The sequence below is a fragment of the Candidatus Gracilibacteria bacterium genome (genome assembly GCA_010119145.1).
GTDB lineage: Bacteria > Patescibacteriota > Gracilibacteria > BD1-5 > UBA6164 > JAACSU01.
Map to the genome: position 1 here is coordinate 182157 of JAACSU010000007.1, position 13616 is coordinate 195772.

The window sequence follows — 13616 nt, forward strand, 5'->3', positions numbered from 1 at the left end:
CATACAGGGATAGAAATAAGTATTTTTTTTTATTTTTAGAGTTTTTGCTAGATTAGCTAAAGTCTCAGTGATATATATGCAATAATACGTTACAACTTTCTTTTATAGCTTCCATATCTCAAGAGAGAATAATATCACGTCGATTTGTATATTTTTGAACTTCCGTATTTGGCAATCATTCTTGTGTATTATTTCATCACACATTGAGTCATCTAAGTTCTTTAAAAAGAATCTGATGTGGAGATCATAAGCTTGGAGAACTCTCTATGACTTGAATAAGTTCAAATAAATACATAATCTTACTTCTAACTTCATCTGACATTAACTCTGAATTATCATATCCTAAAACTACATCAACTTTATCTCGAGTCGTATCAAGAATTTCTGTCAAATGCTCAGAAAATGTTGAAATTCTATTCTCTATGCTTTCTCATTTAATGAGTTTAGAAACGAGGGGACTATCAGTCATATTTCAAAAATTATCAATTAAACTTATATAGTAAATATCATAGTAAGTGTATTATTTACACTCATATAATATCTAATCAAATAAGAGTGTCAAAAGATTTTGTACAAAATGCATTTTTAAAGTAAAATAAAAAAAATAATAAATAATTACAAAATTATGGGTTGAGAAAAAAAAGTTAAGCCTATTTCTAAAAGTAGGGAAATACTCTGATTAGATGTATGGTGAGAAAAATGAGTTCAAATGGTTATAAATAAGCTTATAAAACACAGGTATGATCACGAAGTTATAGTCCAAACTCTTTCAGATCTCATTAAAGTAAAAAAATGGGACGATACGAATTTCATTTCTTTTGAATCTTTTGTTCTAAAAAAAGTAAGAAATTTGAAATCTAATGATACAAAATTGAGTTATTCATTACTCTGGAGGAGATATGAGGAAAAAAAATCTGAACATAAAATATGAAAACAAGTATCAATGTTTAGTGATGACATTAGAGCTGCTTTAGAAGCTGTGCCATCTTTTGCAAGTGGATGAAATCACGGTTGAATAGGCCAATTAACCATCAAATAAGAAAACTCTCGCAATATTTGCTTTTTAAGATATAATCTTAGTAATTATTTACACAGATTATATATGTCAGAACAAAAGAAAAAACCATACATTAAAAAGAAAAAAGAACGAGTATTCTATTCTTCGACTTCAAAGAAGCAACTCAAGCAAAAAAGAAACCCAGAGAATGAGCTTACGTGAGTCTATAAACAGGGGAATGGCCCATTTTGATTTGTCGATACCGTAAATGAAGAGTCGGGCGAAAAAAAATGATATTATGTCCATGAATCTAAGAAACTTGACGCGTTTGAATGAGATGAAGTTGCGTTTGAAACCAAAAGCTTTCGAGGGAAAGACGAAGCTATCATTACCAAAGTTATAAAACGATCTGAAAATCTTGTTATCTGAAAGCTTAAAATCATGAATAACTTTGCTTTTGTGGTTACAAGCGACCCACTCATCACGCAAGATATATTCATACCATGAAAGTTTATTGGTTGATATACTGATGGAGCAAGAGTATGAGTACAAATTATCAAATGGGACAAAAAAAATCCTGAATGACGAATTATTGAATCCCTTGAATCGCTGCCAGCTGGAAGAGAGGATATTTATAAAATAGCCTTTGAAATGGGGGCAAGACGTAGTTTTCCTGATGCCGTAAAAGAACAAATTAAACAGTTTCCAAAAGAAATCCCAAACAGCGAAATTCTCAAAAGAAAAAACCTACAATCACTTCTCACTTATACAATTGATGGAGCTGAGAGTAAAGATTTAGATGATGCTATTAGTATTCAAGAAACAAACACTTGATATATTTTATCTGTGCATATTGCAGATGTAGCTCACTATGTTACTGAAAATAGTCATCTAGATAGAGAGGCTCGAAAAAGAGGGACCAGTATCTATCTGGTGGATCAAGTGATTCCAATGCTTCCAGCTGAGATTTCTAATGGACTATGTAGTTTACACCCTTGAGAAGACAAACTCACGCTCACGTGTGAAATGGAAGTTTCAAATGCCTGAGTCGTCATCAGTTCAAGCGTGTATGAGAGTGTTATCGAGTCAGATTATAGACTTACATATAGAGAAATAGATGAGATAACATCAGGAGAAATGAAGCTCGAGGATGAGCTTCAATTTTGAAAAAAACTTAATCCTGAACTCAAGGATAATATCATGTTGCTTAAAAAATTTACAGATAGACTGTGAAAAAATACAAATCAACGAGGGTCTCTCGATTTTGATTTTCCGGAAACAAAAATCGTGCTTGATGATACAGGAAAACCAATAGAGTACAAAAAATACGAACGATATGATTCCTATAAAGTTATTGAAGAATGTATGGTTTTGGCGAATGAATCAGTCTCAAAACTCTATATGAAATATCCATTTCTCTATAGAATTCATGAAAAACCAGATCCAGAAGATGTGGATAAGTTTGTGAAACTCTTAGATGGAAAAATATCTGAGTGAGAAAAATCAACTGACTTTTCTACTTTGTTAGTGCTTCTCAAAGAAAACCCAAGACTCTTTCATATGCAAAAACTTTTACTGAGAAGTTTACAAAAAGCTCGCTATAGTGAAAAAAATATGTGACATTTTGGACTAGCACTCAAGTTTTATAGCCACTTTACATCACCAATTCGTCGATATCCAGATTTACAAATTCATAGAATTATTAAGGAAATAGTCTCCAAGGATTATACTCCGACACGACGTGAGCACTATACAGAAGTCCTCCCAAAAGTAGCGAGACGAAGTAGTGATACCGCAGATAGGGCTGAAAAGATGGAATACAGAGTTCGAGATATGCTCGCGTGCAAATATATGTCAGATAAAATTGGAGAAGCATTTACCTGAAATATTTCTGGTATGATAGAAAAATGATTTTTTATCGAACTTCCCAATACAATCGAATGATTTGTTCCGTTTGGGATGACTGGGTTAGAATTTAACTTAGAGAAGATGTGTGTCATGCAAATAGCTACTGGAAAAGAGTTCCACTTTTGAGATGAAATCCAAGTTCGATTATCTCAAGTAGACATGAGTAAGATGAGACTTGAGTTTGAGCTTATATAAAATATAAGTAATAAGAGAAAAATTTTGAGTATATTTAAAAAAATAAAAAATATGAAATACGATTTTGATGTCGCAGTTATCTGAGCTTGAAGTGGAGGGCTCACGGTAGCTTTTTGACTTGCAGCTGCATGAAAAACAGTAGCCCTTATTGAAAAATGAAAAATGTGATGAGACTGTACTAACTATGGTTGCATCCCTAGTAAAGCGCTTATTGATATCGCAAAATCTTGAAAATACAAGAGTCTAAAAGATGCTTTGGTGGAAGTACGAGCCCGTAGAAAAATAATTCAAGATGAAGAAACAGTTGATAAGATTGAGTGACACGGAGTAACGGTATTTGAATCTAGAGCATTTTTTCATCATGAGCATTGTATTATTCTTGAAGACTGTAAATCAAAAGAAATATCAGCAGAGTATATAGTTATCGCAACATGAAGTTCTGCTATGAAGCTTAATATTGATGGAGTAGATAAAAAAGACATACTCACAAATAAAACTATATTTGAACAACAAGATGAAATAAAAAAACTTGTCATTATCGGGGGATGATATATAGGTTGTGAACTCGCTGAGAGTATTTCAGCTGTGTGAACAGAGGTTTCAATCATTCAAAGAAATACGGACCTCATTCCAGCTGAAGAAGCTGAATCTTCACAACTCATTAAAAAAATATTTAAAAAGAAAGGCATAGCTGTTTATACTGATTTTACCTGAAAAAAATCAAAAAATAAAAGCTTGCATATTGTTTCTTGAGATGAAAAAACAAGCCATGATATCCAGTATGATAAGATACTTTTTGCTCTGGGGCGAAAACCAAATGTCATCTGAATCTGACTCAATCAAATCGGTATCAAGCATGATAAAAAGGGAATTTTTGTTGACGCGTATAATAGAACCAATATAAAGCATATTTTTGCTATTGGAGATTGCGTTAACGGCAATCCACAATTTACTCATTGGGTAAATAATGAAGGGAGAGGAGTAGTAAGAAATATACTTTTTCCTTACTATAAATCAGGAGTGAGAAATAAAACTCTTCCAAGCGTGCTATACACGCATCAAGAAATAGCAAGAGTTTGAAAAACTAAAAATGAACTTCTTGAATATAATTCTCCAGAGGATATAGTGACAAAAATGCAAGCCTTTGAAAATAATGACAGAAGTAAAGTTACAAATTCTACGCAGTGATTTATAATGATCCACTTCAAGAGGCTTACTGGTCGTATTCTGTGAGCTACTATATATTGAGAAAATGCTGGAGAAATGATAGGTCAAATAACGCTTGCTATGGATAATAAAATATCTGCTTACAAGTTCTCAAATGTCATTCAAGCATATCCGACGAAATCAGACTTACTCAAACGAGTCAACACAGACTTTGTGATTTCCACTCTAACCAATGGGAAAGAAGAAATGAAATATTTCTTCAAAAATAATATTCTTCAAATACTCACATGAATTATTTGGATTGCTATTATTACATGATTCTTTTGGTATAAAATATCAACAGATCAAAGTTTTGAAGAAATAGCCCTGAGTTTTTATAATTTTGTTGCTGGAAATCCTATTTGAATCCTCATTTTTATTATAGCATATACTCTCAGACCAATTATTCTCTTTCCAGCAAGTCTTATGACTCTTATGGCTTGAGCCCTATTTGGTTTTGGAATTGGTCTAGCGGTCACATTAGCGTGAGCTGGACTGAGTGCTACAACAGCCTATGTTATTTGATTAATATTTTGAAAAAAAATTCTGAGTCCGGATGACTCTGGAATCTTATGAAAACTTCAGACTGAAACTTCTAAAAATCCATTTACATCAGTACTTATGACTCGAATATTATTTCTACCATATGACCTTACAAACTATATTTGTGGATTTTTGAAAGTTCCATATGTAAAATATATTCTCGCAACACTTGTTTGAATTATACCAGGTTCGAGTGTTTTTGTTCTTGCAGGTTCAGCATTTTATAACAAAGAACTAACTTCATTTTCTCAGGCATTTGAAAATGTGAACTCAATGTATATCTATATCGCTGCAGGAGTTTTTCTACTTACCCTTATTGTTGCAAAAGTAATACGAAAATACCAAAAATAAAGTACAATTATTATATATTATTAGTTTGTTTCAAGTTATAGATGAAATATCATAGGACCACAACCACTCTTTCACTTTGTATTTGGATTCTCACGCTCAGTATATGATTTGGTTTATTCTTTTTGTACGACCTGAGTTTTGAGAAAGCAATTTTTGGGTCAAAGCAATTTGTGGAAGATAATCTAATATACTGAACACTTTTATTCAGTCTGGCTTATATTGTTCGTCCTTTATTTTTTATACCAGCTAGTCCTTTTGATCTCTTTTCTGGTATGGTATTTGGACCTTGGTATTGATTTTTAGTTTCAAGTATTTCTACATTTTTTACTTCGATGTTTGGATATGTAGTTTGAAAAATGACAGGTTGAATATTTATCCAAGAAAATAAAGAAAAGAAATTTAAAAAACTCAAAATACAACTTCATGAGCATACATTTTTTACAACTATGATGATGCGTTTTTTACAGTTACCTTATGATTTAACTAATTATATTTGCTGAGTACTCAGGGTGCCATTTTTAAAATTTGTAGCATGATCCACTCTGTGAGTATTACCTGCTACATTTGTATACGTATCTGCTTGAGCTGCATTTTATGGAAGTGAAATTACGAGCTATGAAACACTCCTTAAAAATATTAATTACTCTCTATTACTTTTTGCATCAGTGTTTTTCATATTTATATTACTAGTAGCACACATATTAAAGAAAAAATATAAAGATATTCGTTTCTAAAATCCATGTATGTATGACGATTGTATTAAATCTCAGTGTCATATTTATATAGATTTGTAACTTTCCTATAATTCTACTATACTAAATATATTACTTCTAATTTCAAAAATAATGTCTGAACACAAACAAGATGCATTTGAAAATGCAAAAGCACAAATCAAAAAAGCTTATGATATTATGGACACCTCAAAAATTCAAGATGGATTTTTGGAGGTTATAAGTGCGCCAAAAAGAATCATAGAACTCCAAGTCCCACTCACACTTGATGATGGAAGTGTGAAACTCTACCAAGCATTTCGATGTCAGCACAATGATGCAAGATGACCATTTAAAGGGTGAATCAGGTTTCATCCTGAAGTTTCAAGAAACGAAGTCAAGGCACTTTCTACATGGATGACTATGAAGTGCGCGGTGATAGATATTCCTCTTGGAGGAGGTAAATGAGGTATAGTTGTGAATCCAAAAGAGTTATCCCAAACAGAGTTGGAGAGACTTTCTCGAGGATATGTGCAGGGACTCTATAAATATCTTGGTCCAAAAACGGATACTCCTGCTCCAGATGTAAATACGACACCACAAATTATGGCTTGGATGATGGACGAATATTCTAAGCTTATTGGAGTGTATACACCAGGGAGTTTTACTGGTAAGCCACTGACGAGTTGAGGTTCAGCTGGTCGAGGTCAAGCAACGGCTCAAGGATGAGTATATGTTCTTGATAAATTTTTAGAACTCAGAGATGATTCTATAGATTGAAAAACTCTTTGTCTCCAAGGAGCTTGAAATGCAGGTCTTACTATGGCAAAGCTAATGGTAGAAAAATGAATTAAAGTCATTGGAATATCAGATTCAGGAGGATGAATTTACAATGAAGATGGTCTGGATATAGATGCTATCTCAGAACTGAAAGCTGATAAAAAATCAGTTACAGACTATAAGTGAAAAGCAGAAAAGTTAGATTTAAAGGAAGTATTATACAAAAAATGTGATATCCTCATTCCTGCTGCACTCGAAAATCAAATTACTTGAGAAAATGCTTTAAAAGTACAAGCAAAACTTATTATGGAACTTGCCAATGGACCGATTACTCCAGAAGCGGATGAAATCTTAGAAAAAGCAGGAATCGATATTATTCCAGATATTTTAGCGAATGCTGGTTGAGTTATGGTAAGTTATTTTGAATGAGTTCAAAATGATCAAAACTATTATTGGACTGCAGACGAAGTACAAGAAAAATTAAAAAAACGAATCGTACATTCAGCAGAAAATGTTTTTAACACAGCAAAAACGAACAAATCTACCTACAGAGTCTGAGCATTTATTGTGGCACTTGAAAGAGTATTTGCAGCTATGAAAGATAGATGAGTTTTATAGTCTGAACTGAGTTATAAAAAGCATACACTATTATAGTGTGTGCTTTTTTATTGGTTAACTTTATTATTTCTCTTTGACAAATCAATTTTTTAGTTTAATATCTTTTTGACCAACAAGGTCAAAACCAAAAACCCCATATAGGGGAGAAAGAGTAACCATGCGTAATACTGTTGGATTTGCAGTCTTGGCTGCCGCTCTTGCTTTCGCCGCACCTGTTGGTGCAGCGACAGTGACCACACTCCAAAACGGAGGTTCGTATACTCCGGGTGATGGGGATCAGTTCAATATCTCCTACATTTCGGCTGGTGGAGCAGGTAACTTCAGTGCCGACTTCACACCGAATCCTGCGTCCGATGCTATCGGGGTCATCGGGATCAACAGAATCGATCTCGGGAACTTCTTCTCCGTCGTTGTCGGATGGAAAGACGCGATCGGCGACATCATTTCGTCCCAATCGGTGAACTCTACCTTCACATTGGCGCAGACTGCGTTCAATGCTGGCGAGAAGCAGACCTTTTTCTTCAACTTTCTGGATTCCAAACCAGGTGGCAAGATCGACGCGAACGTGATGTTTGAATCTGCGCCGGCAACTGTCTCGCCTGTGCCGATTCCCGCAGCTGGCCTGCTTTTGCTTGCCGCACTCGGGAGCGTCGCAGCGTTCGGCCGCAAGAAAGCGAAAGTCCCAGTCGGGAACGCCAACTTCGCGATGGCCTAAACATTGCTCACAGGGGCCGGCTTCATCTCCGGCCCCTCGCACAAAAACTAAAACTCAATAATCCAGACTAAGAATACTTTTCAATTATGATGAAGTATAGACTGATGAAAAAAATCTGCTCTCCAATATGGAGGCTTTTTTTTGTAAATGTATCTCAAATAAATAATTAGTATTGTATTCATTGAATTTTCATACACTCTTTAGGTAATATAAAGGAAGATGTAGAAATAATATTAAAAAAATGCATGAAAACCTACTTGAGTATACTCGTTCCTACATTTTTTATATTTATAGCTGGTATATTTCTCGGTAACGCTTCTTTGTTACATACTACTCTAGCTTCTAAAAAAACACCTATGAAAGATGAAACAATATACAGTGAATCAGTTCTTAGAGAAAAACTCACTCCGATTCAATACAAAGTAACCCAAGAAAACGGAACAGAACGAGCCTTTCAAAATGAATATCATGATAATGAAGAGGACTGAATTTATGTAGATGTTATTGATGGTACTCCACTCTTTAGCTCGCAGGATAAATTTGATTCTGGAACTGGTTGGCCAAGTTTTACGAAACCAATTTCAGATGAAAATATAGCAGAATATGAAGATAACTGACTCTTTTCAAGAAGAACTGAAGTGAGAAGTGAATCTAGCGACTCACATCTGGGGCACGTCTTCCCAGATGGACCAAGAGACAAAGGAGGACTCAGATACTGTATGAACTCTGCAGCTCTCAGATTCGTTCCAGCTTCAGAACTCAAAGAAGAATGATATCCAGAACTCGAAAAAAACTTTAAATAAAAAATAATCCAGTAATTCTGGATTATTTTTTATCAGGAAATAGTTCAATTACTTGAGCACTAAATCAATGCACTGAATCTAAAACTTCTTTGGAAACTCAAGAATTTAAATAATCCTTTTTTAAAGTCATTATTAATGTTGATGAATCCTGAAACGTTACATCTAACATTCGTTTACGTTCTCAATTAATTTCTTCTACTCGTTTTAAGTAATCTTCTTCTAATTTTTTCCTTAGAATTCATATTTCAATGTCAGTTATATAATCTGAACTTGAATAATCTAATAATATTTTTTCATTACTTTCTTTGAGTCATATTAATATAGTATCAAATGAAGTTTTTATGCTTTTAACTGAATCATTATATGATTGTATAACTGAATCAACTATTGATTGAAGAAGAGCCAAATCCTGTAAATCTTTTGAGTTCATATATAATAAAAAAACGAAATAATTTATGCATTTTATATATCACTCTTATAATACTACAAATTGATAATCAAAACAACTCTATGAAAGCATCTGACCTCTTTGTAAAAATCCTTGAAAATAAGTGAGTTGAGACGATATACTGAGTCCCATGAGAAGAAAATCTCGATTTACTCGAAAGTCTCTCTCACTCAAGTATTGATTTTATCACTGTTCATAACGAACAAACAGCTGTATTTATGGCTGCTACATATGGTCGATTCACTGGGAAACCCTGAGTAGCTCTTGCGACTCTTTGACCTGGCTCAACAAATATGATGACGGGTGTTGCTTACGCGCAGCTTGGTGGTATGCCTGTAATTGTCATAACCTGACAAAAACCTCAAAATAAATCTAAACAAGGAGCTTTCCAAATTATAGATGTTGTTGGGATGATGACTCCCATTACAAAATATGCTACAAGTATTGTTTCATGAAATAGGATTCCATATATTTTAGAAAATGCGTTTCGTATCGCAGAAGAAGAAAAACCCGGAGCCGTACATATCGAACTTCCAGAAGATATCGCAGCAGAGGAAGTAGAAACAGAATACTCAATTACTGATTTAGCTACTCGAAAAATCAGACGACCTGTCATAGATAGTAAATCTCTCCAAACACTTATTAGTGAACTGGAGTCTGCACGTTCTCCTATTATCCTCATTTGAGCCTGAGCGAATAGAAAACGAATCACAAAGTATCTCACTCGATTTATTGAGAAATACAATATTCCTCATTTTACTTCTCAAATGGGAAAGTGAGTGGTTGATGGAAGTCTCGAAAGTTATCTGGGGACTGCAGCGCTCACAAGTTGAGATTATATCCATGATGCTATTTCTCAGTCTGATCTTATAATCTCAGTTGGATATGATAATGCGGAAAAACCTACAGATATCCTCTGAATCCACGGAATCAAAGTCATAAACGTTAACTTCGTTACATCCAATTTTGATTATGTCTATAGTCCATACCTAGATATTATTTGAGATATCGGAAATGTATTTTGGCAATTATGTGAATCTGAAATAGACTCCTCAGCTTGGGATTTTGCAAAGATTCTTGAAATAAATAAACTCAATCATCAAAAAATACAGGACAATCTTGCTCTTGAGGACGATATTTCTTTTATGCAACCACGAAGACTCGCTAAAGAGCTCAGAGAGGTATTAGCTGATGATGATATCCTCGCACTGGATAATGGACTCTATAAAGTATGGTTGGCTCGTAACTATATGGCTCGTAAACCAAATACTATCTTGCTTGATAATGCTCTTGCATCTATGGGAGCTTGATATGCAACAGCCATGGAGGCAAAGAGATTGAATCCTCAGCACAAGGTAGTGTGTGTTACAGGAGACGGAGGAGTACTGATGAACCTATGAGATATTTCTACAGCCGTCAGACTCAATCTTGATATAGTTATCATAATCCTCAACAACGATAGCTATGGGATGATTAAATGGAAACAAAAAAATGAAAACTTCACTGACTACGGACTCGATTTTTCAAATCCAAATTTTAAAATGATGGCTGAGAGTTTCTGAGCAACATGATACACTATTGAAAAAAAAGAAGATTTCAAACCCACACTCGAAACTGCTATAGCTGGAAAATGAGTCCATATAATAGATCTGACCTTTGATTATCCGTCAGATGGAAAAATAATTTAATACGTAAAATAGACATGAAAAAAATAGCATTAATTACCACAAAGTGGAATACAGACTTTGTGACTCCCTGTCTTGAAGGATGTGTCAGTAGACTGAAAGAAAAAAATATTTCAGATGATGAGATAGAGATTATAACAGTTCCGTGAGCTGTAGAAATACCTCTTATAGCAAAAATGCTGGCAAAAACAGGGAACTACAAGGCAATTATTGGGATAGCGTTTGTGTATGGTGGATGAATCTATCGACATGAGTTTGTTGCAGCCTCAGTTGTTGATCAGATAATTAAACTCAGTTCAGAAATAGAACTCCCAATTCTCTCATCTGTTCTTACTCCTGTTAGTATAGATATGAATAAAAGCAGTGATGTAGATTTTTACAGTTCACATATGCGAGGGAAATGAGAAGAGGTCGCAGATGCTTGTATGGAAACACTCGCAGTACTCGCAAATATAAAATAAGTAAAAAATACTAAAAAACTCTCAAGTAACTTGAGAGTTTTTTAGTATTTTAAGAACTATGTTTTTCGAGGTATTCTTCTATTGCTTTATTAAAAGCTGGGATGTCATCAGGATTACGACTCGTAATCAAAAACTCATCTTGTACGACTTCAGAGTCTTCCCAGAGTGCTCCTGCATTTTCTAAATCTTTTCTGAGTGATTGCCAAGAAGTCATTTTCTTTCCTTTTACTCCATCTATTTCTATGAGTAACCATGGAGCGTGACAGATAGCAGCGATAAGTTTCCCATGTTTATGGAAATCAAATACGAAGTTAGTAGCGTCTTTGTTTATTCTCAGTGTATCAGGATTTACTTGCCCCCCTGGAAGTACTAAAGCGTCATAATCATGTGGATTCGTGTCTGAGAGTTTCTTATCTACTGTTACGCTTCCATCGTTATGAGCTGCTTCTATTTCTCCTAGTTCAGGAGAGATGAGATGCACCTCATGTCCCAAATCTTTTAAATATTGTTGTGGTTTTGTGAGTTCTGTATACTCAAAACCATTGGTTGCGAGGATTGCAATTTTCATAGTAGTATTCGTTATTCATCTAAAAGAGAATTGTACTAGAGAGAGGTAAGAAAAGTGTAAATATGACCTTATAAGGAAATAAAAATTATATAGATTCTTTCAGTAAAATATTATTTATTTTCAGAGTTATAATTTTTTACTCTTGAAGTAAAGTTTCTATATTTTATATAATTCTTTTTTCAAAAATGCAAAGCGACATAGTCACTCAATGTTGTTACAAGAAATCTAAAAAATAAGGGATCTCTCGCAGTGTGCCTAAAGTATTTTACATAAAATTGAAGACTTGAGAGTCTCCATTTTTTTAATTTTTCTATGTAATCACTATGTGAACTCTCAAGAGGTGAGAGATAATAACTATGTAGAGCATCAATTTTTCACATTTGAATATCTTCGAGATAGAGTCTCATCCATAAATCAATATCTTCTCCATAGTTTATATCTGCGTATCCTCCAAAAGCTTGTATAATTTCAGTTTTTATAAACATGGTCTGGTGATTGAGTTGCTTCTGAAAGAGAGATTTGGACTCTGGAGTTGGGGTACTTTTTGAATCAGGAATAATAGATCCTTGCTCATCAGTAAAAACGGTTCATGAAAATACGACTCCAACTTCAGGATTTTCTTCCATATAGTCGTATTGTTCTCCAAGTCTCTCTGGAGCATCAATATCGTCAGCATCATGGATAGCGACATATTTCCCCTGAGCACTCCATATTCCAAGATTTCTTGCATTTCCTCTTCCGAGATTATTCTCAGGAGTGAGGAGTACTATCTTATCACAGCGACTTTGGTATTCTCAAATAATATCTTTGAGCTCATTATTATCTGGATTATCGAGAATAATAATAATTTCTATATCCTCGAGAGTCTGCCTAATCACACTCTCTAAAGACCTGCGGAATACATTCTCAGGTTCATTGTAACAGGGGATGATAACGGATACTTTTGGATTCATGTTTTTGATTCATATTGTTTCACATCAGATAGTGATGTGAATTTTGGAAAAATATTATAATTTAAATATATCATAAGTACAATACTTTAAATTTTTATTATTATTTTTTATTTATAGTAGATTTTAAAACGAATAAAGGGCCCGTAGGCCCTTATTTTATTCATTGGTTAAATTAAAAGAGCATTCATGCCTTCCAATTTCACCGATATGTTTTGCTGGAATGAGGAAAAATATTATTGGATTATATTCTCCTTCCAGTGTTACAGATGCAACCTGTGGGTCGCCAGTATAGCTATTATTGAGCTCTGTAGAAAACAACTCCAGAAGTTCAACTTCAGTCATATCCACATCTGGCATTTGAAATGAGCATACTGCCCATTTTCCATTAGACATGTAGCCATTGGCTCGACGCATCAGCAGTAAACTTCCTGCGATTTGTTTCTTAGAATATTCTTCCATACCTCAATTTCTCCATTTTTGTTTTTGTTTGTAAGAGTATATTATTCACTATATATAGTTAAGTCAAGTATAATAATGAATTTTCTAAACTAAGTCTTTGTAACAACTTTTTAACATACTTTCCGAGTAAATGTGGATATTGTTTAAAAACTCTGTATATTTATTATAAGTTTACAAGCAGATATTTTTGTATATATTTTGAGTATATACTTATTA

General features: G+C 33.9%; 14 protein-coding genes. 9 read left to right on the forward strand and 5 right to left on the reverse strand.

Going from position 1 to position 13616, the window contains the following annotated elements; all coding sequences use genetic code 25:
- Positions 1-52: 52 nt before the first annotated feature.
- A complete protein-coding gene (locus tag GW846_01315; protein ID NDK09397.1) occupies positions 53-469 on the reverse strand; it encodes a hypothetical protein in 417 nt (138 codons plus the stop codon).
- A gap of 156 nt (positions 470-625) precedes the next feature.
- On the opposite strand from GW846_01315, the gene GW846_01320 reads away from it, so the two are divergent.
- The 7 genes from GW846_01320 to msrB all read left to right on the forward strand — a co-directional run bounded on the left by GW846_01320 (position 626) and on the right by msrB (position 8826).
- Positions 626-1039 (forward strand): hypothetical protein, encoded by a 414-nt coding sequence (locus GW846_01320; protein NDK09398.1) that lies wholly within the window; start codon positions 626-628, stop codon positions 1037-1039.
- A 63-nt stretch (positions 1040-1102) separates the two neighbouring features.
- A complete protein-coding gene (gene rnr, locus GW846_01325; GenBank protein NDK09399.1) occupies positions 1103-3100 on the forward strand; it encodes a ribonuclease R in 1998 nt (665 codons plus the stop codon).
- A 51-nt stretch (positions 3101-3151) separates the two neighbouring features.
- Positions 3152-5200: an FAD-dependent oxidoreductase gene (locus GW846_01330; protein ID NDK09400.1), complete on the forward strand. Its 2049-nt coding sequence runs from the start codon at positions 3152-3154 to the stop codon at positions 5198-5200.
- A 41-nt stretch (positions 5201-5241) separates the two neighbouring features.
- Positions 5242-5934 carry a VTT domain-containing protein gene (locus tag GW846_01335; GenBank protein ID NDK09401.1) on the forward strand — a complete coding sequence of 231 codons (693 nt, stop codon included), beginning with the start codon at positions 5242-5244 and terminating at the stop codon, positions 5932-5934.
- Positions 5935-6045: 111 nt separating this feature from the next.
- Positions 6046-7308, forward strand: a complete 1263-nt coding sequence (locus GW846_01340; GenBank protein NDK09402.1) for a Glu/Leu/Phe/Val dehydrogenase — start codon at positions 6046-6048, stop codon at positions 7306-7308.
- A gap of 157 nt (positions 7309-7465) precedes the next feature.
- Entirely contained in the window at positions 7466-8023 is a 558-nt protein-coding gene (locus GW846_01345) for a hypothetical protein (protein NDK09403.1), read from the forward strand.
- Positions 8024-8379: 356 nt separating this feature from the next.
- Complete coding sequence (msrB, locus tag GW846_01350) at positions 8380-8826, forward strand: peptide-methionine (R)-S-oxide reductase MsrB (GenBank protein NDK09404.1); 447 nt, start codon at positions 8380-8382, stop codon at positions 8824-8826.
- A 22-nt stretch (positions 8827-8848) separates the two neighbouring features.
- On the opposite strand, the gene GW846_01355 is transcribed toward msrB, so the two are convergent.
- Positions 8849-9256 (reverse strand): hypothetical protein, encoded by a 408-nt coding sequence (locus tag GW846_01355; protein ID NDK09405.1) that lies wholly within the window; start codon positions 9254-9256, stop codon positions 8849-8851.
- Between the two features lie 80 nt (positions 9257-9336).
- Here GW846_01355 and GW846_01360 point away from each other — a divergent pair, with 80 nt between their 5' ends.
- A complete protein-coding gene (locus GW846_01360) occupies positions 9337-10962 on the forward strand; it encodes an acetolactate synthase large subunit (protein ID NDK09406.1) in 1626 nt (541 codons plus the stop codon).
- A gap of 14 nt (positions 10963-10976) precedes the next feature.
- Positions 10977-11420 carry a 6,7-dimethyl-8-ribityllumazine synthase gene (locus GW846_01365; GenBank protein NDK09407.1) on the forward strand — a complete coding sequence of 148 codons (444 nt, stop codon included), beginning with the start codon at positions 10977-10979 and terminating at the stop codon, positions 11418-11420.
- A 49-nt stretch (positions 11421-11469) separates the two neighbouring features.
- Here the strand turns inward: GW846_01365 and GW846_01370 are convergent, their stop codons facing one another.
- The 3 genes from GW846_01370 to GW846_01380 form a co-directional block, all read right to left on the reverse strand.
- Entirely contained in the window at positions 11470-11988 is a 519-nt protein-coding gene (locus GW846_01370) for a type 1 glutamine amidotransferase (GenBank protein ID NDK09408.1), read from the reverse strand.
- 110 nt (positions 11989-12098) lie between these two features.
- On the reverse strand, positions 12099-12941 hold the full coding sequence (locus tag GW846_01375) for a glycosyltransferase (GenBank protein NDK09409.1): 843 nt from the start codon (positions 12939-12941) through the stop codon (positions 12099-12101).
- Positions 12942-13097: 156 nt separating this feature from the next.
- Positions 13098-13400: a hypothetical protein gene (locus tag GW846_01380; GenBank protein ID NDK09410.1), complete on the reverse strand. Its 303-nt coding sequence runs from the start codon at positions 13398-13400 to the stop codon at positions 13098-13100.
- Positions 13401-13616: the final 216 nt, after the last annotated feature.